This is a genomic window from Herpetosiphon giganteus (genome assembly GCF_016907925.1).
Lineage (GTDB): Bacteria > Chloroflexota > Chloroflexia > Chloroflexales > Herpetosiphonaceae > Herpetosiphon > Herpetosiphon giganteus.
The window spans coordinates 1-21,001 of sequence record NZ_JAFBCZ010000012.1; the positions used below are offsets into that span (position 1 = coordinate 1).

Sequence of the window (21,001 nt, forward strand, 5' to 3'; positions counted from 1 at the left end):
TGGGCAACGACCGTGACGCGGGGTGGCCGGCTCGGGACGGCCATGCCCTAACATCCATTAATACCCATTTCCCAACCTGTCCGCCCTTAAACCCGTGCCACGGGAGAGGGGTTGGGCTGAGGGCATGACAATACATGAGATTCAATTGCCACTTCTTGCAGCAAAGCAGTGGCGTTTTGGTTTAAGGAGTAGAAGATGAACGAGCAATTGTGTCGGGCACGGATTGCCCACAATGCCCAGACTCGTGAGCCAAGCCTCGATCTTTCCCATCTTGACCTCACCCGCCTCCCAGAAACAATTGGCGAATTAACCCATCTTGAAGCATTAGATGTTCGCTATAATTATTGGCGGCAGTTACCATCTGAATTTGCCAACCTGACGAAGTTGCGCAGCTTAGATCTGAGTTTTTTCAACCTCGACACCATTCCAGAATGGCTCGACCAATTAACCAGCCTCGAAGAATTAGCTATTCGGGCAAACCCAACCACGGGTATTCCCGCTGTTCTAACACGATTACCACGGTTGCAAAAATTAAATCTCTATCTTGATGGTTTTGAAGTATTGCCACGCGAATTGCTCAATCTGCCACCGCTGCATATGCTCGATATTGATGGATTAGAAAAATTGACCACATTTCCAGCGTGGTTAAGCGAGTTACCAATTAAACATTTGGTCTATTATCCAAGAGGTATCTCCAATGAGCCTTTGATTGGTACAATGACCTCGCTCGAGGGGCTTGATTTATGGCATAACCACGATGAGTTAACGGCTTTTCCGGAATGGCTCAGGCAGATGCATAATTTACGCTGGCTCTGTTTTAGTGCCAACGCTGTTGTGCCAACATGGCTCATGGAATTATCCCAACTGACCTATTTGGAAAGTTATAGCGATTTTGGCAAGCTTAGCCAAATCTGGCATGCATGGGAATCACTTGAACAGCTCAAGTGTCGGAATGTGGGTGATACGGCTTTTCCGCCAAACCTCAAAACCTTAGATATCGGGATTAATCAAGCGACATTCCCTGAATCAATACGGACATTGGACAAGCTTGAAGAACTCCATATCGAGGGTGAAGGCTTTCGCGAGTTGCCTGGCTGGGTTTTAGAATTACCTCAATTGCACACCTTAGATATTGTCAGTACGCGGATTGATCACATTCTGCCGCCTGCCCAACCCAACCATAGCCTGCGAAAACTCATGATGCATAGTCTATTCTGTAGCCACCATCACACCTTAGATGGCATACGCAGCTTGCATAGGCTAGAAAAATTAAGTTTGGGTGGGCATACCTTAGAACAACTACCGTCATGGCTGCACGAATTGCAACAGCTGCGCGAGCTTTCGATTGATGATTGCGCGTTGACTGATCTTGACCCAAGTTTGGGCCAACTCCAAGAGCTTGAAGCGCTTCATGTCTCAGATAACTATATTCCAATAACACGTTTAGAGCATGTATTATCACAGTTTATCCAACTTAAACATCTATCACTCCACTTATCGGGTAATGACCAATTTCCGAGTAGTATTTGCCAGCTGCATCAACTACGTAGCTTGGAGATTGGAATCTGGGCAACCCATGTAATACCTGCATCGCTTAATCAATTGAAGAACCTTGAAATTCTATGGATCTCTGCACCAGAGCTTGAGCATCCATTGCCCTTGGAAGCATGGCTTGAGCTACCGAAACTTAAAGAGTTACAAATAAGGCTCAATGCCCCATATCCTATTGATCCCGAATTATTGCAACGCTTTGTGCAACGGGGTATACACGTTGATCTAGGCTAAATAGCATTGCCTCGCCCACGAAAACGATTGGAACCGCGAAGGACGCGAAGGTTGGTATTAACAGAAGCACAACAACAATCCAACAAATAAATATTAGGGGTGCAGGGGATGAAAACCCCTGCGTCTCCCGCCTTGAGGCGGGACGGAAGGGTGGTGAAACGAGGGATGAGCGATCAGGGGGCAGAGGTCAGGAACCACGAAGAGCACGAAGATCGTCAAGTTTTGGGGTTACAGAATCAACCATAACAGTCCACAAGATAAATATTAGGGGTGCAGGGGATGAAAACCCCTGCGTCTCCCGCCTTGAGGCGGGACGGAAGGGTGGTGAAATGAGGGATGAGCGATCAGGGGGCAGAGGTCAGGAACCACGAAGAGCACGAAGATCGTCAAGTTTTGAGATTACAGAATCAACCACAACAATCCAACAAATAAATATTAGGGGTGCAGGGGATGAAAACCCCTGCGTCTCCCGCCTTGAGGCGGGACGGAAGGGTGGTGATCATTTGAAAGCCAGCAAGCAGCTAAAAATCCTACTATTCGCGATTTAACAATTTTGGCGTATGATAGCCCGTGATCGCTCTGCACAGAAAGGATATAACCATGCAGGTCAATCCAGGGATTTTCAAAGCCTACGATATTCGCGGGATTTACCCCAGCGAACTGAATGAAGATGTAGCATTTTTGATTGGACGCGCCTTCGCTTCGTTTTTACAAGCAGAAAAAGTGATTGTTGGCCGTGATATGCGCACCTCAGGCCCATCAATTTTCGATGCAGTTACCCGTGGCTTGATGCACCAAGGCGCTGATGTGATCAACATCGGCATGGTCAGCACCGATCAATATTATTTTGCCTGTACCCAATTGGGCTTGCCGGGCATGATGGTGACGGCCTCGCACAACCCCAAACAATACAACGGCTTCAAAATGGTCAAAAAAATGCCTCAATTGCTCTCAGGCGATGCAGGCATTCAAGATTTGCGCACATTGGTCGAGAGCGAAGCGTTTAGCGAGCCAACCCGCCAAGGCAGCATGAGCGAGCTTGACCTCAGCGAAGAATTTATCGAATCGGTCTTGCAATTGATCGATGTTGCCAGCCTTAAACCGCTCAAAGTGATTGCCGACACAGGCAATGGCATGGTCGGGCCAATTCTCAAGCGGGTTTACGAACGCTTGCCAGTCGAATTGATTGGCTTGTATCTTGACCCCGATGGAACCTTGCCAAACCACGGGCTTGACCCATTGCAGCCAGAAAATCGCGCCGAACTTGAAGCCCGCGTGGTTAGCGAAAACGCCGATGTGGGCTTTGCCTTCGATGGCGACGGCGACCGCTTCTTTGCGATCGACAATCGCGGCCAATTTATCTCAGGCGATTTTATGACCGCATTGATGGGCCAATATTTCCTTGAAAAACACCCAGGAGCCAAAATTTTGTATGATGTGCGGGCTTCGTGGGCCGTGCCCGAGTTGATTGGCGCTGCTGGTGGCGTTCCACTGATGGAGCGGGTTGGTCATGCCTTCATCAAGGCTCGGATGTCCAACGAAGGCGCGATTTTCGCTGGCGAAGTGACTGGCCACTACTATTTTGGCGATTTCAATTACGCTGATTCAGGCGTGATTCCATCGTTGATTATTTTGGAAATGCTTTCGAAAAAGGGCAAAACCCTGAGTGAATTGTTGGCTCCGCTTGAATCAACCTACTTCATTTCAGGCGAAATTAACACCAAAGTTGCCGATGTGAAGGCTGTGTTGGCGACCTTGGCCGAAAAATACAGCGATGCAGAGCAACACACCATGGATGGCTTGTCGGTCAATTATCCCGATTGGCACTTTAATGTGCGTGGCTCCAACACCGAGCCATTGTTGCGGCTCAACCTCGAAGCCCGCAGCAAAGAGTTGATGGAAGCCAAACGCGATGAAGTTTTAGCCATTATTCAAGGGTAGCGACGAGGGGTCAGGGGCTAGGGATTAGGGTTCAGGTTGCAACCATGTTCCCTCACCCCCATCCCCCTCTCTCACTGAACGCGGGCGAGGGGGAGCCGACCAGGGTTCTCAATACTTGTTTGTGTTAGAACCAGCGGATTAAAGCCCCTCGCCCGCGCCACGGGAGAGGGGCTGGGGTGAGGGGATCTTAAAACCTAGCTCTCTGTTCTATGCTCTCCTGACCTCTAGTCCCTAGCTCCTTGATTAAATAGATCATTTGTTCGCCTTTCATGCTATGATAGCAAGGCAGTTTATTGTAGTGATGAAGGAGCATTCAATGAACGATGGCTTGCAAAACCAGATTCCCCTGAGCGATGCCAATCCCCCAAGTATCCCCCCAACTGTTGATCGCGCTATATTCCAAGCCCAACTTGATACGATTCGCCTTCGCGAAAAAGCCCATACCCGCGAGGGCGATGCAATTGCTGCTGCGCGACGGCGCTTGCCGATGGTCGAGGTCGATGCAACAACTCCGGTAATCGGGCCAAACGGGCCAGTTCGATTAATCGACGCTTTCGAGGGCCGCAGTCAGCTGTTTGCAGGCTATATGATGTGGTACGACGGTGCGAGTGCTGCCCAGCAATGCGAAGGCTGTAGCATGAATGTTGGCCATGTGCTTGAGCTTGGCTACCTGAACTCGCGCGATGTGACCTTTGCCGTGTTTTGCCAAGGCCCGTTTGCCGAGAGCAACCGCTACCGCGAATTTATGGGCTGGCCAATGCCTTGGTATTCTGTGCCAGAAGCCTCGCTTGATCGGCTGATTGCTGGTCGCCACTTTGGCATTTGGGTGTGCTATTTGCAACATAATGGTCGAGTATTTGAAACCTATTGGACAACCGGTCGCGGCTGCGAACAACTTGGCAGCTCGTATGCAATGCTCGATCTGACAATTTATGGCCGCCAAGAAGTTTGGGAAGATTCGCCTGCTGGCTGGCCACAACGCTTTTTCAACACCCGCTCGGCCCAAATGCGCACCGATGAGCATGGCCACGCGGTCAATCGACCTGCTGGCCGCCCAATTGCCCAATGGTCGCGCATCGCCGCTGGCCGCTCCGATGATCTTGCTGGCGCTGATAAATGAGCGTCGAGGGATCAGGGGCTAGGGATCAGGGGTCAGCATTGCGTACAGATGATTAAGCGATTTGGAAAACAACCTAAAACCTTGGAAATAGACTGATCTGCTGATTTGACTTCCTAGTCCTGACCCCTAGCCCCTACCATCTGATCCCTACTTTTCATCTTTGACATAAGCAATTCTTGGTGCTACCATAGGCGCTGCGGGGAATTTTGGAAACGCATATCCCGACGTTGGAGGGTGCTCATGCAGCAGCAGCTAGAACAGTTTTTAGCCTATTTAACGGTTGAGCGCGGTTTAACCGGTAACACCATTGCCGCCTATCGAACCGACCTTGACCAATTTGTTACCTTTATTGTCGAACGCAACGTAGGCAGCTGGAGCAGCGTCTCCCGCGATGACCTGTTGGCGTTCTTGCTCTTTCTCAAAGAAAAGCGCTACGCAACCTCCACGATCGCACGTCGTACTGCTGCAATTAAATCGTTTTTTGAATACCTGCAAGGCCAACATATTATTGCCACCAATCCAACCGAAAACTTGGATTCGCCCAAGGTTGATCGTTTCTTGCCCAAAGCGATTACGGTCGCGCAAGTAGACGAACTGCTTGAATTGCCCCTCACGACTAGCGGCCCCGAAGGCCTGCGCGATAAAGCCATGCTCGAAGTCTTGTATGCCACTGGCATGCGCGTCAGCGAGTTGGTTGCGCTCGATGTTCAAGATGTCGATCTGAATAGCCATCAGATTCGCTGCTTGGGCAAGGCCAATAAGGAGCGCAGCTTGCCGATTGCTGGCAGCCCAAGCACCGCCTTGGAAGAATATCTTGATATGGCGCGTGGCCAGATTAGCCGCAACGGCGGCGACCCAGCCTTGTTTCTCAATCATCGGGGAAAGCGGCTTACCCGCCAAGGCTTTTGGTTAATCTTGAAGGGCTACGCCGAACGCTTAGGCCTGAGCGATTTAACTCCCCATACCTTGCGCCACTCGTTTGCAACCCATATGCTCAATCGGGGCCGGGATTTGCGCGAAGTGCAAGAGTTACTTGGCCATGCAAGTATTTCAACAACGCAAATTTATACCCAAGTAAGTAACGACCGCAGCGTTAAATACGATCAAGCAGCTCAGCGCCCAAAAATTGCTGATGCCGCCGAAGTTGAGTTTAGCGCCTAAGCAAATCAGTCGTTGGGCTGAATAGACTTTTTGGCAGCTATGCTAGAGTTAGCTCCAACAACATGATGCCTATTGGCGACGAACCGTAGAAGTAGGCTGGAATTTCGCTCGCAGCGATGTGGGGATGGTGCAAGCCCACAAGCAGAAACCAGCAGAATGGCGACGGGGAGCCAATTACAATAGATCGCAAAGGTGCCTTGGTGAAGAACCAAGGAACTGGGGTGGAACCGCGAAGCGTTTTTTCTTCGTCCCCAGGCAGTGCTAGCAATAGCGTTGCCTGGGGATGACCGTTTTTAGCAAGGATGAATTATGAAGGATAAAGGATGAAATAGGCTGAAATATCCCAAAATAGCGATCAATCGATCAGTGATTTGGAATATTTTCATCCCTCATCCCTCATCCCTCATCCTTTTCATGGAGGTTTTTATGCCAGCAACAACGATGGATGAATTGGTTTCGTTATGCAAGCGGCGGGGCTTTATCTTTCCTGGCTCGGATATTTATGGCGGGTTGCAAGGAACCTACGATTATGGCCCGTTGGGGGTTGAACTCAAAAACAACCTCAAAGCCGCCTGGTGGCGAGCCATGGTCTATGAACGCGACGATGTGGAAGGCCTCGATGCGTCGATTTTGACCCATCGCTTGGTGCTGCGCCACTCTGGCCACGAAGCAACCTTTACCGATCCAATGGTCGATTGTCGCAATTGTAAAAGCCGTTGGCGCGCCGATCAACTCAAAGATAACAAATGTGAAAAATGTGGCTCAACCGATTTGACCGAGCCACGCCCATTCAATTTGATGTTCAAAACCGCTGTCGGGCCAGTTGCCGAAGAAGGCTCGTTTGCCTATTTGCGGCCTGAAACTGCCCAAGGCATCTTTACCAACTTCAAAAATGTGGTCGATTCAACTGCACGGCGTTTGCCCTTTGGGATTGCCCAAATTGGCAAGGCATTTCGCAACGAAATCACGCCCCGCAACTTTATCTTCCGCGTGCGTGAATTCGAGCAAATGGAGCTTGAATTCTTTGTGCAGCCTGGCACCGACGACCAATGGCATAGCCAATGGGTTGAAGCTCGTTTTCAATGGTGGCGTGATCAAGGCTTGCTCAGCGAAAATCTGCAAGCCTATCATCAAGCAGGCGATGAATTAGCTCACTATGCCAAAGCCTGCGTCGATATTCTGTATAAATTCCCGCATGGCTTGGAAGAATTAGAGGGGATTGCCAATCGTACCGACTTTGACCTTGGCTCGCATACCCGTAGCCAAGCAGATTTTGGCTTATCGGCAAACGTCGATCCCAACGAAGATAGCACCGCCAAGCTGACGATTCCGCACCCAGAAACCCAAAAACCGCTGGTGCCATTCGTCATCGAGCCATCGGCAGGGGTCGATCGTGGGGTTTTGGCGGTTTTGACCGAAGCCTACACCAAGGAAACGTTGGAAAATGGTTCCGAACGCATTGTGTTGAAGCTCAAGCCTCACTTAGCGCCAATCAAGGTTGCAGTGTTGCCATTGGCTCGCAACAAGCCAGAGATCGTCGAAAAAGCCAAAGCTGTTAAAAACTTGTTGATGGCTACCGGCATTGGCCGCATTTTCTACGAAGATACTGGCAACATCGGCAAGGGCTATCGCCGTCACGACGAAGTTGGCACGCCGTTCTGCATCACCGTCGATTTTGACACCTTGGGCCGTGGCGATGATGCCAGCTTAACCGACACTGTGACCGTGCGCGACCGCGACACCATGAGCCAAGTGCGGATTCCAATCAACGAACTGGCCGCCTACATTCGCGAACGCCTCGTCTAAGCAGTCATTCAAACTTACTCTTTAGCCAAGCTCAGTTCATGGGCTTGGCTTTTTTAATGGTAGCAAGCTGTAACCTAAAGTTGAATAAGAGGCTAAACGAAGATGGTACAATAGCGCTAGAACTCATGCCTACAATTCCACACCCTGAGGAGCCACCCGTGAAACGTTTTTTTCAGCAATGGCTTCATTCGCTTTCGTATTCCGACCCCATTCAATTGCAACAAGCCCAAATTATGCAGGGTATTCTCTTAGGTTCGTTTCTGGCCAGCACTGGCGCTTTAGTTGTGCCATTTCTTGCTCCAGTCACCACCGCTCAATCAATTGGGATCGCGATTGCCATTGGCGCAGCGATTATGATTTTTCTAGGAGCGTTGTTACTTCTGCGGCGCAATTATTTTAAGCTGGCACTTTTTGGCAGTGTTTTTGGCTTATCGTTCTTTTTATTAATTATGTTGCTTGGCACGGGCTTGGCCGATAGCGGCGCGATTATTTTTGGCTTGGCAGTGCCCATGGCCTTGGCAAGCTTGCTGAGTGGCCGCAAATTGACCTTTGTGATGATTGGCGTTGGTATGGTTGGCTTGATTGTAACCGCCCTAGCCGAAGCATTTGTGCCCCAAATCACTGGTTTTGCCAAACCTATGGATAAAAATTATGGCGGGATTATTGGTGGCTATATGGCAGTCGCTTTGGTGCTGGGGATGGTGTTATCGAGCTATGGCAGCGCCTTATCAACCGCGCTGAGCAGCGCCCGCACCCGTCAAATCGAGCTAGAGTTGCTGCAAGCCAGCCTTGAAAAAACCGTTGCCGAGCGCACCGCGACGTTGCAAAATACCTTGGCTGAATTAAAGCAACGCGCTACCGAACAATCCCAACTATTGGAAGCCAACCAGCAACAAGCGGCGGTTATTCGCGAGTTGGGCGTGCCAATTATTCCGCTTGGTGGGCGACGTTTGGTTGTGCCCTTGGTCGGCCAACTTGATAGCGATCGTTTGGCCACTATTCGCGAACGGGTGATTACTGCGGTGGTACAGCAACGTGCCCGCCAAGTGCTGCTCGATGTAACCGGTGTGCCCTTGGTTGATGTGTATATGGCTGGTGAATTGGCGGCGGTGATTGCCGCTACCAGCTTGGTTGGAGCCGAAACCGCCTTGGTTGGCATCAATCCCGATGTTGCGCAAGGTTTGGTTGGCTCTGGGATTGATGTGAGTCGGCTGCCTGCGTTTGCCACGTTGGAACAAGCCCTGAATTCATAGCCTGCAACGTTGTAATTGGGAGATTTTCGATGGCGCTTGAGCAGCCCACCCGGGCCTTGGTAATTGGCGGATGTGGCTTTGTTGGCAAGCATTTGGTGCAGCAACTTTTGGCCAGCGGGCGGCCTGTGCGAGTGTTTGATCTTCAGCCCTATCCCGACCAGCAGGTCGAATCGGTGGTTGGCGATTTGCGCCGTGCTGAGCAAGTTTTAGAAGCTTGCCGCGATGTTGGCACGGTCTTTTTGTGTGCCGCTGCGGTCGATTGGGGCTGGGGCAATGCCCAATTATTGCACGATGTGAATGTGCTAGGGCCGCAGCATGTGGTTGCTGCCTGCAAAGCCATGGGCGTTGCGCAACTGATTTATACCAGCAGCGTTGATGTAGTGTTTGAGGGCAAACCAATTCGCGCTGGCGATGAGCGCTTGCCCTATCCCAAGCGCCATTTGGATATTTACGGCGCGACCAAAACCGCTGGCGAGCGCTTGGTTTTGGCGGCCAATGGTCAGGCAGGCTTGGCAACCTGTTCGTTGCGTTTGGGCGGCGTGTATGGTCCAGGCGATTCACATCGTTTGCCTTCGTTGGTCGCTTTGGGCCGGCGCAGCGCGATTCCACGCTTGGGCGATGGCTCGGCACGCTTTTCGCATATCTACGTGGAGAATGCTGCCCATGGTCATATTCTCGCAGCCCAACATCTAACCGTCGCTGGGGTGATGGGCGGTCAAGCCTATTTCTTAGTCGACCCTGATCCTGATAACTTTTTTCTATTTCTCAAGCCGATAATCGAAGCTTTGGGTTTGCGGATGGCCCAGCGCCATGTGCCATTTGGCCTGATGAATATGTTGGCTTGGCCCAGCGAAACTTGGTATCGCACCACGCGCAGCAAGCAACGCCCCAGCCTAACGCGTTATACCGTCACCTCAACCTGCGTTGATTTTTGGTTCACCGGCACCAAAGCTGCCCAAGATTTTGGCTACCAGCCGCTGGTCGGGCTTGCCGAGGCCCGCCAACGCACGATTGAGTGGGCCAAGCGCGAGTTTAATTTAGGGCTGAAGTAAAAGCAAAAGTCAGAAGTCAAAAGTCAAAAGTCAAAAAAGAACATCGAACAGAGAGCAGAGAACATAGGGATTGGGGATCGGTCGTTGAGGGCTGGGGATCGGTTGCTTAATGCAGCGGTGCAGAGCAGTTGGGCTATTGGCTTTGGGCTAGGGGCGATTCATTGGCAATACCAATAGTTGCTCCGAAAGCCAACAGTCAATAGCCAATAGCCTCATGCTTCGTGCTCTTCGTGGATCAATGTTAACGCAGCGGCGCAGAGCATAGCTATTGGCTTTGAAAAATTAATAATCTGAGCTAATCTGTGTCAATCTGTGGCTAAAAACATTCTTCTCGATTCTTCGCATTTGCTATGTTCTATGCTCTCTGTTCTATGCTCTATGCTCTCTGTTCTATGTTCTCTCTTCTAAGCCTACAAACCTTCACCAAAGCAGAATGACAGCAAGCTACGAATGTGCTATAGTGGTGACGAACGGCGCAAAGCCGTGAAAGCATTCTTATGTTGGTGCGAAATATTAAGGAGTCACTTGTGGCACGAGTAGCAATCAACGGCTTCGGTCGCATCGGTCGCCAAAGCTTCAAAACCATCTTGGATCTCTATCGCGATGAGTTGGAAATTGTTGCAATCAACGACCTGACCGATAACCAAACGTTGGCCCACCTGCTCAAGTACGATTCAACCTATGGTTCATTCGATGGCGATGTCACCGCCACTGAAGATACAATCAGCGTTACCTTCGCCGATGAAGAAGAGCCAATGGTCATCAAGGCCTTGGCCGAGCGCGATCCGTCAAAGTTACCATGGGGTGAGCTGAACGTCGATATCGTGATTGAATCGACTGGGATTTTCACTGATGCTAGCAAAGCCAAACTGCACTTAGACGCAGGCGCAAAGAAAGTTATCATCAGCGCTCCCGCCAAAAACGAAGACATTACGGTCTGTATCGGCGTGAACGAAGAAAACTACGACCCTGAAAAACATACGATTGTTTCAAATGCATCATGTACCACCAACTGTTTGGCTCCTGTGGCCAAAGTCTTGAACGATAAGTTCGGGATTGTGCATGGCTTGATGACCACGATTCACTCGTATACGATGGACCAAAACCTGCAAGACGGCCCCCACAAAGATTTGCGCCGCGCTCGCGCCGCTGCTTTGAACATGGTTCCAACGACCACTGGTGCTGCTAAAGCTGTGGCCTTGGTTATCCCTGAGCTGAAGGGCAAGTTCGACGGTTTCTCAGTGCGCGTCCCAACCCCAACCGTTTCGATGATTGACTTTGTGGTCGAATTGACCAACGGTGCAACCGTTGAAACGATCAACAATGCCTTCATCGAAGCCTCACAAGGCGCGATGGAAGGCGTGTTGGGCGTAACCAACGAGCCATTGGTCTCATCAGACTTTATCGGGACTTCATACTCAAGCGTCGTCGACTTGAGCTTGACGATGGCGATTGGCGAAAAGATGGTTAAAGTTGTTGCTTGGTACGACAACGAATGGGGCTATGCAACCCGCATCGCTGACCTCACCGCGTACATCGCTGAAAAGCTCTAAGTTTTTTCTTCGCAAACCAAAACGCGCTGGTGGTTTTTTGAGCCACCAGCGCGTTTTTTGTTAGCTGAGAGTATTTGATCCACGAAGCGCACGAAGGAGCCGCAACCACGAAGAGCGCGAAGAGCACGAAGCACGTTTTAGCCACAGATTCCCACAGATTATTGTTCCTGTAGCCCATAGCCAATAGCCTACAGCCTGAACCCCGATTCCCAGCCCCTGACCCCCAAATTCTATGTTCTATGCTCTCTGTTCTATGTTCTTATGCTTACAACGAGCCGCCATCGGCCAACTTATAACCAACGCCGCGCACCGTCAGAATTCGGCGGGGCTTCGATGGCAGTTCTTCGATTTTCTCGCGTAAGCGACGCACACACACATCGACAAGGTTGGTTTGGCCAACGTATTCGTAGCCCCACACTTCGCGAAACAGCACTTCGCGATCAAAAACCTGACCTGCATTGGCTGCCAAGAAATAGAGCAACTCAAATTCCATCGGTGTGAGATTTACGTCCTCGCCAGCGAGCAGCACTTTGTGGCGTGGCTCGTCAATCTCCAAATCGCCAATTCGCACAATCGGCGAGGCTTTGCGATGTTGATAGCCTTCCACCCGTCGAATAATCGCCTCAACCCGCGCTTGCAGCTCAGCAGTACGAAACGGCTTGGTAATATAATCATCAGCACCTAGCTCAAAGCCATGCACCACATCATCGGTGCCATCGCGGGCGGTGATAATAATAATTGGCACATCGGAACGCGAACGAATGCGCTCGGTCACCGTAAAACCATCAACATACGGCATCATCACATCAATCAACAAAAGCTGATATTCGCCATCGCGATACATTTTGAGCGCTTCGAGGCCATTGGAAACTGTGACGAGTTGATAGCGCTGGCCGCTTAACGCCACCTCGACCAACCGCAAAATCGCCGGATCATCATCGGCAACCAGAATTTTGCGCTGATGGGCATTTTCTTCATGGCGTTCGTTAGTTCGGTTGAGCAAACGCATACAAGCACTCCTTGCACAGTTAACCAATCTCTGTGTATGCTACCAAGAAAGTGCGCATTCGGCTAGGGCCAAAGGATTCATGCTCAAGTTTTCGGGAGTAGGGATCAGTAATAATCTCTGATTTTTAGGTTTATCAAGTAGCCACTATTGATCGCAAATTGTGCTTGAGGGGGTGCAGGGGATTAAAGCCCCCTGCGTTTCCCGCCTTGAGGCGGGACGGAAGGGTGGTGAGTAAACCATGATTTCAATCTCATCCTTTGACTGTGCCCGCCGTTAGGCCGCGAATCAATTGGCGCGAGAAGATGAGGTAGAGCACCAGCACCGGGGCAATCGCCAAGGTCAACATTGCCAGCAAAGCGCTCCAATCGGTTTGAAATTGACCAAGGAATTGTTGTGCGCCAAGTGTGAGGGTGCGCGAAGCCTCGCCAGGAGCCAAAACCAGCGGAAACCACAAATCGTTCCAAATCGGCAGCATCACGAAAATCGCCAAAGTTGCCAAGGCTGGGCGCATCAAGGGTACAACCAACCAAAACACTTGATATTCGCTGGCTCCGTCAAGCCGCGCCGCATCTTTGAGGTCGCTCGGCACTTGGCGCATATATTGCGAAAGCACAAAAATCGCCATCGGCAAGCCTTGGGTGCTATACACCAAGATCAACGACCAAATTGTGTCTTGCAGATTGAGCGCAACCATCAGTTTGAGAATACTCACGGTTGCCAAACGAATCGGAATCATCAAGCCAATCAGCGCATACAAGGTTAAAAAGCCGCGCCCACGGTAGCGATATTCGGTTAAACCAAAGGCAGTCATGGCTCCCAGCAGCAAAATCAGCCCAATCGAGCCAAGTGTTACCAGCAAGCTATTGCCAAGATAATGCAAAATCGCTGTTTGCTTAAAGACCGTGGCATAGCCAACCGGATCAAATAGCTCGCCGATTGGCGGCAGATAGGGCTTTTGGAAAATTGCTTGCGAGCCTTTGAACGAGTTCATCACCACCAAAATAACCGGCGCAATTGCCAACAAGGTGTAGCTGCCCAAGATCGCATGCACCAGCAATGGCGTGAGCCAGCGGCTTGGCCGCAGGGCATTGGGTGCGGTTTTTGGTTGGGTCATGGGCGGTTTACTCACAAGCGAGTTAGAGCTCATAGCTTACAACCTTGCGTTGCCACACTAACAAATACAGCAAACTACCAAACAAAATAATCAAAAAGATCACCATGGCAATCGCCGTACCCATCGCATAATCGCCAAGTTGCAGCTGGAAGCCATAGAAGGTGCGATAGAAGAAGGTTCCGAGCAAATCAGTCGAGAAGTTTGGCCCAGCCAGCGCACCCTTGGCGGTGTACACCAAATCAAAGGCGTTGAAGTTGCCAATAAAGGTCAAAATGCTCACAATCCCAACCGTCGGCAAGATGAGCGGAAACTTGACCCGCCAGAATAATTGCCAAGCACTAGCACCATCAACCCGCGCCGCTTCCAAAATATCTTGGGGCACAGCCAGCAGCGCCGTCATAAAAAAGAGCATTGGAATACCAACAAATTGCCAAATTGAGATTAAGGCCACGGTTGGCAACGATGTGCTTTCTAAACCAAGCCATGGGCGATAGCGAATGCCCAAAAAATCGCTAATTGCTGGCGCAATTCCCCAGGTTGGGCTGAGAATTAGTTGCCAAATAAAGCCCACAATCACAAACGAAAGCATGGTTGGCGAAAAAAGCAGCGTGCGATAGATGCTGCGCCCACGCAGATTTTTGCTATCGAGCAGCGCCGCCAACAGCAATCCCAAGGGGTTTTGCAGCACCATGTGTAATAGGAAAAAGAGCACAGTATTTTTCAGCGCCCGCCAAAAATAGGGCCACCACTGGCTATCAGTAAACAGCCGTTGATAATTGCTCACGCCCACAAAATTGGCTCCATCGGAGCTAAACAGGCTTAAGCGCAAGGTATCGAGCAAAGGAAAAACCATCACGATGCTGTAGAGCAAGAGGGCTGGCGCGAGAAATACGACAATATGCCAGCGTGGGCGCGATTTGTTGGGGCGCAGCATAGGCAACTCTTTCATCAAACCATGCCACCTCGCCAAAAAACTCGGCGAGGTGGCAAGACCGCAGGCTACTTAGGGTTTTTTGTACCAATTATCCAAGCCCTTTTGGAGATCTTGGGCTGCTGCTTCGGGCGCAAACGTCCCGTTAATCACCCCAACGCTGGTGCGCCATAATTCGTTTTCGAGGTTTGGCTCGCCACGTGAGAGAATTTGGTAGGAGTTGCGGATGGTCGATTGACATTGTTTGCGCCAATCAACGAAGGTTTGAGCCAACGGATTCTTGAGGGTCACCGGATAATCCGACAGGCTGAAGAAGCCAGGCAAGGCATTGCTAAATTCGCTGGCGAATTCAGGCCCAGTCATCCATTCAAGGAAGGTGCGGGCTTCGGCCATATGGGTGGTTTTGGCGTTAATCCCAATCCCAATGTCGGTGTGATCGCTGATAAAACATTGATCGTTGGCATTGACCACCGGAGCTTTGAACGCGCCAAGCTCAAATTTGGCATTTTGGTTGAAGTAGGCAATATCCCACGAGCCAGCGGGGTAGATTGCGCCGCGACCTGAGGCAAACAGAATTTGAGCATCGGCATATTTGACTGCCTCAAAGCCTTCGGGCAGATAATCGCGCCAGCGCTCAAGGTCTTTGAAGGTTGAAACATAGGCAGCATCGGTTAATTTGGTGCTACCATCAATCAACCCTTTGCGGCCAGTTTCGCCAAGCCAATAATTTGGCCCGATGTTTTGGAAGCCCATGGTTGCTGCTTCCCATTGCTCTGCTGTGCCCATCACCAATGGCGTGTAGCGGCCATCTTGCTTGATTTTATCGAGCACTGCAAAGAATTCAGCGACGGTTTTGGGTTCGGTTAAGCCAAGTTCATTGAAAATGGTTTTGTTGTAGATAAAGCCATGAATGACCGAGGCCATTGGCAAGCAAAACAGCGTTTTGCCATCGTCGGTTTGCCAAGCACTTTTGGCCACATCGCTAAAATGTGGAATGCCTTGCAAATCGTTGAGCGATGTTAGATGACCTGCGGTATACAAACCCAACGAAACATCGAAAGGCCGACAAGTAATCAGATCGCCAGCAGTGCCTGCTTCGAGCTTGCTATTGAGCGCAGCATTGTATTCGGTGGGCGCGGTTGGCCGAAATTCCACATGAATATTCGGGTTGCTCTTCTCAAACAACGGAATAATTTGTTCAGTCCAAACCTTTTGGTCGTCGCTGCGCCAGCTTTCAATCGTAATCGTCACTCGATTGGCATTTGTGGCAGGAGCTTCGGTGGCACTGCCGCCACCACACGCGGCTAAAACCGTCGTTAATAAGCTAGCGCAAGCCAGCTTCCAAGGCCATTTGCGAACCATAACACACTCCTGTCTAGGACGCTGCGGATTGTTGAAGCTTTTAAATTGAACGTGCTTTGATGCTGGCTACGATGTGGAGAGGATTGAATAAACTTTATTATTTCATTGGATTTAGTAAACAGACAGTACCATAAAGGCTTAAGAATTGTCAAGTTTTGGCTGAAGGAGTGGGTTGCGAGGCTAAAACAAAGCACTCACTGCGTGGACAGTGAGTGCAAATGGTGACGCATACGGGATTCGAACCCGTGATCTTCACCTTGAAAGGGTGACGTCCTAGGCCGCTAGACGAATGCGCCGTTTGGTTTAGGGCTTGAGTATTCTACTCGTAACGGGGCTTTTTGTCAAATTGGAGCTTGGCTGCACAATCAGCCAGATTATTGAGGCCCAATCAGCCAACATCTGCGATGATATTCGATAGAGTTTTAGCCTGATTGCGCTGTTTTGGCTGCCCAATTTGGATTGCGAGTAATGTATGCCTCAACCCCAAGCGGTGCTCTTGATTGGCTTGCAAGCCAGCGGTAAATCGACGTTCTATGGGCAGCAATTTTTGCATACCCATGTGCGAATTAACCGCGATATGCTACGCACCAAACATCGCGAACAGCGCTTGTTCGAATGTTGCTTGTTGATCAAACAGGCCTTTGTGCTCGATAAAATGAACCTTGAGCAAACCCAACGTGCCGCCTATATTCAGGCCGCCAACGCTGCGGGCTTCACGGTTGAAGGCTATTTTTTACAATCAGATTTGGCTGCGTGCCTAGAACGCAACCGCCAGCGCACTGGCCAGCAGCACGTGCCAGAAATCGCCATCCGTGGCTCAATCAAGCGCTTGGAAATGCCCGATTTAGCCGAAGGTTTTGCCCGTTTGTGGCTGGTGCGCCAACTGCCAGCCCAGCAATTTGCAGTTATTCCATGGGAGGAGCAATGAATTTCGAGCAGCTTGATCAATTAATGCGGGTCTATGAAACAACCACCGATCAAACGGTGTTGCCAAATATTTGGATGGTGGCAAGGATCGATGGTCGCTCGTTTACCCGCCTCACCAAAGATGTGATGAACTATCAACGCCCGTTTGATCAACGCTTTCGCGATGCAATGGTCAGTACGGTGAGCCATTTGTTGGATTGTGGCTTTCCTGTGCTCTATGGTTATACCCAAAGCGACGAGATTTCGTTGCTTTTCAGCTATCGCTGCGATGTATTTGGCCGCAAGTTGCGCAAATATTGCTCAATTTTGGCGGGTGAGGCTAGTGGTCATTTTAGCCTAGCGATTCAACAGCAAGCCAGTTTTGATTGCCGAATTTGCCAGTTGCCCACCGATCAACTGGTGTATGATTATTTTCGCTGGCGGATGGAAGATACCCATCGCAATGCGCTGAATGCTTATTGCTACTGGACATTGCGCGACCAAGCGCTCAATCCGCAAATGGCCCATGATCAAGTTGCCAAGCTTTCGGTCGCTCAGAAAAATGAGTTGCTATTTAAACATGGCATCAATTTTAACGATTTGGTTGCCTGGCAAAAGCGTGGCGTTGGCCTGTATTGGCGGAACGTTGATCACGCGGGCTTTAATCCGCAAACCCAAATGCCAACCATCAGCCAACGCCGAAAAATTCATGTTGAGCTTGAATTGCCGCAACGTGAACACTACACAGCCTTGCTGCACGATTTACTTGATCGCTGATGTTTATAGCTAGGAGATTGTATGCCGATAAATGTAGCTTTAGTTGGGTTTGGCATGGCCAGCCAAGTTTTTCATGCACCGCTGATTATGGCCGAACCACGCTTGAATTTACACACCGTGGTGCAGCGCCAAAGCCAAACTGCGCGCGAACGCTACCCAACTGTGCAGGTTGTCGCTGATCTTGGCGAAGCGTTGGCGAATCCAGCGCTTGAATTGGTTGTGATTGCCACCCCAAATCAAACCCACGCCGATTTGGCCGCCCAAGCCTTGAGCGCTGGCAAACATGTGGTGGTCGATAAGCCGTTTACGCTCAACAGCGGGCAAGCTGATCTGTTGATTGCGCTGGCTGAGCAACAGCAACGGGTGCTGAGTGTGTTTCATAATCGGCGTTGGGATGGCGATTTTCTGACCACAAAGGCAGTGATTGATGCTGGTTGGTTGGGGCGATTGGCGAGCTACGAATGCCATTACGATCGCTATCGGCCCCAGCTGAAACAGGGAGCGTGGCGCGAACAAGCTAGCGCTGGCAGTGGCATTTTGTATGATCTTGGCTCGCATTTGATCGATCAGGCGGTGGTGTTATTTGGCTTGCCCCAAACGATCATGGCCCAACTTGCCAAGCAACGTGATGGCGCGCAAACTGTTGATTATTTTGATTTACGTTTGGGCTATAGCGAGCTGCAAGTAACGCTCAAAGCAGGCATGTTGGTGCGTGAAACCGGGCCGCGATTCAGTTTGCATGGCACGCATGGCTCATGGCTCAAAGCTGGCACTGATTCGCAAGAAGCTGCTTTGAAAGCTGGCCAAACGCCAAATAGCCCAAATTGGGGCCACGAGCCAGCCGCCGATTGGGGCATGCTCAACACTGAAGCCAATGGCTTAGCACTGCGAGGCACAATTGAAACGCTGGCGGGCAATTATCCTGCCTATTATCGCAACTTGGCCCAGACGATTAGCGGCGAGGCCGATTTGGCCGTAACCGCCAAGCAAGCCCGCGAAGTGATTCGCTTGATCGAGTTGGCCGAACAAAGCGCCGCCGAACAACGCACGATTGCGGTGTGAATTGCTCTCACCCCTCGCCTTAGAAGCGTAGGTTTTAATCATGGTACTTGGCGAACCATGAAACCTATGGTTTAGCGATGGATAGCTGACCACCAAATGCCCTTGAGGGGGTGCAGGGGGATTAAAGCCCCCTGCGTCTCCCGCCTTGAGGCGGGACGGAAGGGTGGTGATCAGGTATGATGCTTAAAATCTACCCTTGAAAGGGAAGAGAATGGCCTTTAGCGATAGTTATTGAACTGCAAGGGCAGCGCAAAATCATCGCCGCGTTCGCGCAACAGCGACATCACTGCTTGCAACTCATCTTTGCTTTTCGATGAAACGCGCAGCGAATCGCCTTGAATTCGAGCTTGGGCCTTAGGAACTTCGGCCTTAATCAATTTTACAATTTTCTTGGCAATATCTTCGGCAATGCCTTTGCGCAAGGTAATAACTTGGCGAATTTTCATGCCGCCAATTTCCTCAAGCTCGCCATAATCAAACAATTTGATCGAAAGATTGCGGCGCAAGGCTTTGGTTTCGAGAATATCGCGCACCGCATTTAATGCCAATTCGCTGCCGGTTACAAGCGTAATTTCCTTTTCGCCAAGCGTAATTTCGGTATTCGTATCTTTCAAATCATAGCGAGTGCCAACATCGCGCTTGGTTTGGTCAACAGCATTAATCAACTCTTGCCGGTCAAAATCTGAAACGACATCAAAACTAAATTCAGCCACAAAAAGCCTCCCAATAGTATTATTCGCTAGATGAATGCAGCTTTAACTATACCCCAAGAATGCGGTATGGCGTTCAGCTACGCTTAATTGGGCGTATAAATTGTGGTGACAACTTGGTTGGGCGCGCCCATGCGCACCGGCGCTTTGCCATTGTGAATCACTTCGACCACGGCGGCATTGCCAGCCTTGACCTGAACCGTTTGCTGAGCCGAGAAGGGCTGCGTCCAGCCATTACTTTGAATACCTTCGATGGTATTTTGGCCATCGACCAACACTTGCAGCCACGACGAACCGCCATCAATCCGCAATACCACTTGGACAGGAACATCTTGGGTTGGGGTTATGGTGACGGTTGGCGTTGCCAATGGATTGATTGGCGATGGAACAGAGCCATCGGGATTGGTTGGTTGGGCGGTTGGTGTAGCCAATAAGGTTGGCGTGGGAATGACTGAGGTCGAGGTTGCGGCCCCAGCCACTTGGGTACTATTGATTGTCGTAAGACCAAGTGCATTGAGCGTCAAATAGCCGATCACAACCAAAGCCAAGACCACCAAAATCACCGTCCAGAGACTGGGTAGAAAAATTGTATTCCGGCGCGGCGGCACTGCTGCGGGCACAACCTGAATCGGCGTTGAAGCACCACGCTCAATCCGATACAGATCTATTAACTCATCTGCGGGCAGACTCAAATACTGGGCATAATTTCGAATAAAACCACGGGCATAAACATCGCCCGGCAGATGATGATATTCACCATTTTCGAGGGCCGCCAAATAGCGTTGGATAATTCGGGTTTCACTTGAAGCTTGAGCCAGCGAGATACCACGGGCTTCACGGGCTTCGCGAAATCGAAGGCCTAATCTGTTGTTTCCAGCGTTTGTCATGCTTTGCCTTGTGCCATGATGATGGTTGTCTGCATGCTGGTATTCGTCCATGGGGAACGGAGTGGATGAAGGTGCAGTTATGGCAACGCTGCCATCAAGCAATCTCATGTTCACTATAAATGGGCCCAATCGGACGAATGTCCGTAAGAAACAAGCCATGCTTGCCTCAGCCAAGCGCATTATACCACAGCCACTTTTATGCTCTGTGAAAAATGAGAAACTAGGATTAACAATCGTTAAGAATCCCTTGGCGCTGGCTGCTTTCGGGTAGTAACCAGCGCCAAGGGATGAATTAAGCCTTATTTGGAGCCTAAAAGCTTATGCGTCGCGGAAGAAGTCGATGACGTTGCCGCGTTCTTCTTCGCTGACCATCATTTCAATGAAGGTCACCCGATGCCATGGGTAAATTACCGATTGCACCCCGCCGCCAATGTAGGGCACATCTTTGCCATCGCGGCGACGCATGTTGCTGACGCGAATAAAAGCATCGGTTGGCTGGGGATCGTCTTCCATCTCAGCCACAATCGGATCTTCGCCACTCAAGTGCAAAATAACAACCCGTGTACCCATAA

At 50.5% G+C, this 21,001-nt stretch carries 18 protein-coding genes and 1 tRNA gene; 11 read left to right on the forward strand and 8 right to left on the reverse strand.

The features are described from left to right. Window positions 1–195 precede the first annotated feature (195 nt). The 8 genes from JOD20_RS12435 (at window position 196) to gap (ending at window position 11,671) form a co-directional block, all read left to right on the forward strand. A complete protein-coding gene (locus JOD20_RS12435) occupies window positions 196–1,785 on the forward strand; it encodes a leucine-rich repeat domain-containing protein (protein WP_204755569.1) in 1,590 nt (529 codons plus the stop codon). Between the two features lie 600 nt (window positions 1,786–2,385). Then, complete coding sequence (locus tag JOD20_RS12440) at window positions 2,386–3,726, forward strand: phosphomannomutase/phosphoglucomutase (RefSeq protein WP_204755570.1); 1,341 nt, start codon at window positions 2,386–2,388, stop codon at window positions 3,724–3,726. A 316-nt stretch (window positions 3,727–4,042) separates the two neighbouring features. Then, complete coding sequence (locus tag JOD20_RS12445) at window positions 4,043–4,846, forward strand: DUF899 domain-containing protein (RefSeq protein ID WP_204755571.1); 804 nt, start codon at window positions 4,043–4,045, stop codon at window positions 4,844–4,846. A 240-nt stretch (window positions 4,847–5,086) separates the two neighbouring features. Further along, complete coding sequence (gene xerA, locus JOD20_RS12450; RefSeq protein WP_204755572.1) at window positions 5,087–6,007, forward strand: site-specific tyrosine recombinase/integron integrase; 921 nt, start codon at window positions 5,087–5,089, stop codon at window positions 6,005–6,007. A gap of 426 nt (window positions 6,008–6,433) precedes the next feature. After that, the gene (locus JOD20_RS12455) at window positions 6,434–7,813 is read left to right on the forward strand and encodes a glycine--tRNA ligase (RefSeq protein WP_204755573.1); all 1,380 of its coding nucleotides are present in this window, start codon (window positions 6,434–6,436) and stop codon (window positions 7,811–7,813) included. A 158-nt stretch (window positions 7,814–7,971) separates the two neighbouring features. Continuing rightward, window positions 7,972–9,066 carry an STAS domain-containing protein gene (locus tag JOD20_RS26880; RefSeq protein ID WP_204755574.1) on the forward strand — a complete coding sequence of 365 codons (1,095 nt, stop codon included), beginning with the start codon at window positions 7,972–7,974 and terminating at the stop codon, window positions 9,064–9,066. 29 nt (window positions 9,067–9,095) lie between these two features. Further along, window positions 9,096–10,118, forward strand: coding sequence for an NAD-dependent epimerase/dehydratase family protein (locus tag JOD20_RS12465; protein ID WP_204755575.1), 1,023 nt, complete (start codon window positions 9,096–9,098; stop codon window positions 10,116–10,118). Window positions 10,119–10,645: 527 nt separating this feature from the next. Next, entirely contained in the window at window positions 10,646–11,671 is a 1,026-nt protein-coding gene (gene gap, locus JOD20_RS12470) for a type I glyceraldehyde-3-phosphate dehydrogenase (protein WP_110515493.1), read from the forward strand. 265 nt (window positions 11,672–11,936) lie between these two features. On the opposite strand, the gene JOD20_RS12475 is transcribed toward gap, so the two are convergent. The 5 genes from JOD20_RS12475 to JOD20_RS12495 all read right to left on the reverse strand — a co-directional run bounded on the left by JOD20_RS12475 (window position 11,937) and on the right by JOD20_RS12495 (window position 16,383). Beyond that, entirely contained in the window at window positions 11,937–12,680 is a 744-nt protein-coding gene (locus tag JOD20_RS12475) for a response regulator transcription factor (protein WP_054534624.1), read from the reverse strand. A gap of 250 nt (window positions 12,681–12,930) precedes the next feature. Beyond that, entirely contained in the window at window positions 12,931–13,794 is an 864-nt protein-coding gene (locus JOD20_RS12480; protein WP_239583837.1) for a carbohydrate ABC transporter permease, read from the reverse strand. Window positions 13,795–13,816: 22 nt separating this feature from the next. After that, window positions 13,817–14,743 (reverse strand): carbohydrate ABC transporter permease, encoded by a 927-nt coding sequence (locus JOD20_RS12485; RefSeq protein ID WP_239583838.1) that lies wholly within the window; start codon window positions 14,741–14,743, stop codon window positions 13,817–13,819. 54 nt (window positions 14,744–14,797) lie between these two features. Then, window positions 14,798–16,087 carry an ABC transporter substrate-binding protein gene (locus tag JOD20_RS12490; protein WP_204755578.1) on the reverse strand — a complete coding sequence of 430 codons (1,290 nt, stop codon included), beginning with the start codon at window positions 16,085–16,087 and terminating at the stop codon, window positions 14,798–14,800. 219 nt (window positions 16,088–16,306) lie between these two features. Beyond that, window positions 16,307–16,383, reverse strand: a tRNA-Glu gene (locus JOD20_RS12495). 176 nt (window positions 16,384–16,559) lie between these two features. Between JOD20_RS12495 and JOD20_RS12500 the strand changes: the two genes are divergently transcribed. Genes JOD20_RS12500 through JOD20_RS12510 form a run of 3 tightly spaced genes read left to right on the forward strand, consistent with a single transcriptional unit; the run spans window position 16,560 to window position 18,832 of the window. Next, a complete protein-coding gene (locus JOD20_RS12500; RefSeq protein WP_204755579.1) occupies window positions 16,560–17,015 on the forward strand; it encodes an AAA family ATPase in 456 nt (151 codons plus the stop codon). Further along, window positions 17,012–17,770 (forward strand): tRNA(His) guanylyltransferase Thg1 family protein, encoded by a 759-nt coding sequence (locus JOD20_RS12505; protein ID WP_204755580.1) that lies wholly within the window; start codon window positions 17,012–17,014, stop codon window positions 17,768–17,770. The genes JOD20_RS12500 and JOD20_RS12505 overlap by 4 nt, the downstream gene beginning before the upstream one ends. A gap of 21 nt (window positions 17,771–17,791) precedes the next feature. Further along, a complete protein-coding gene (locus tag JOD20_RS12510; RefSeq protein WP_204755581.1) occupies window positions 17,792–18,832 on the forward strand; it encodes an oxidoreductase in 1,041 nt (346 codons plus the stop codon). 218 nt (window positions 18,833–19,050) lie between these two features. Here JOD20_RS12510 and JOD20_RS12515 read toward each other — a convergent pair whose 3' ends face one another. From JOD20_RS12515 to JOD20_RS12525, 3 genes are all read right to left on the reverse strand, one after another. Next, window positions 19,051–19,545, reverse strand: a complete 495-nt coding sequence (locus JOD20_RS12515) for a YajQ family cyclic di-GMP-binding protein (protein ID WP_204755582.1) — start codon at window positions 19,543–19,545, stop codon at window positions 19,051–19,053. 83 nt (window positions 19,546–19,628) lie between these two features. Then, the gene (locus JOD20_RS12520; protein ID WP_204755583.1) at window positions 19,629–20,429 is read right to left on the reverse strand and encodes a helix-turn-helix domain-containing protein; all 801 of its coding nucleotides are present in this window, start codon (window positions 20,427–20,429) and stop codon (window positions 19,629–19,631) included. Window positions 20,430–20,747: 318 nt separating this feature from the next. Then, entirely contained in the window at window positions 20,748–20,999 is a 252-nt protein-coding gene (locus JOD20_RS12525) for a hypothetical protein (protein ID WP_054534630.1), read from the reverse strand. Window positions 21,000–21,001 lie beyond the last annotated feature (2 nt).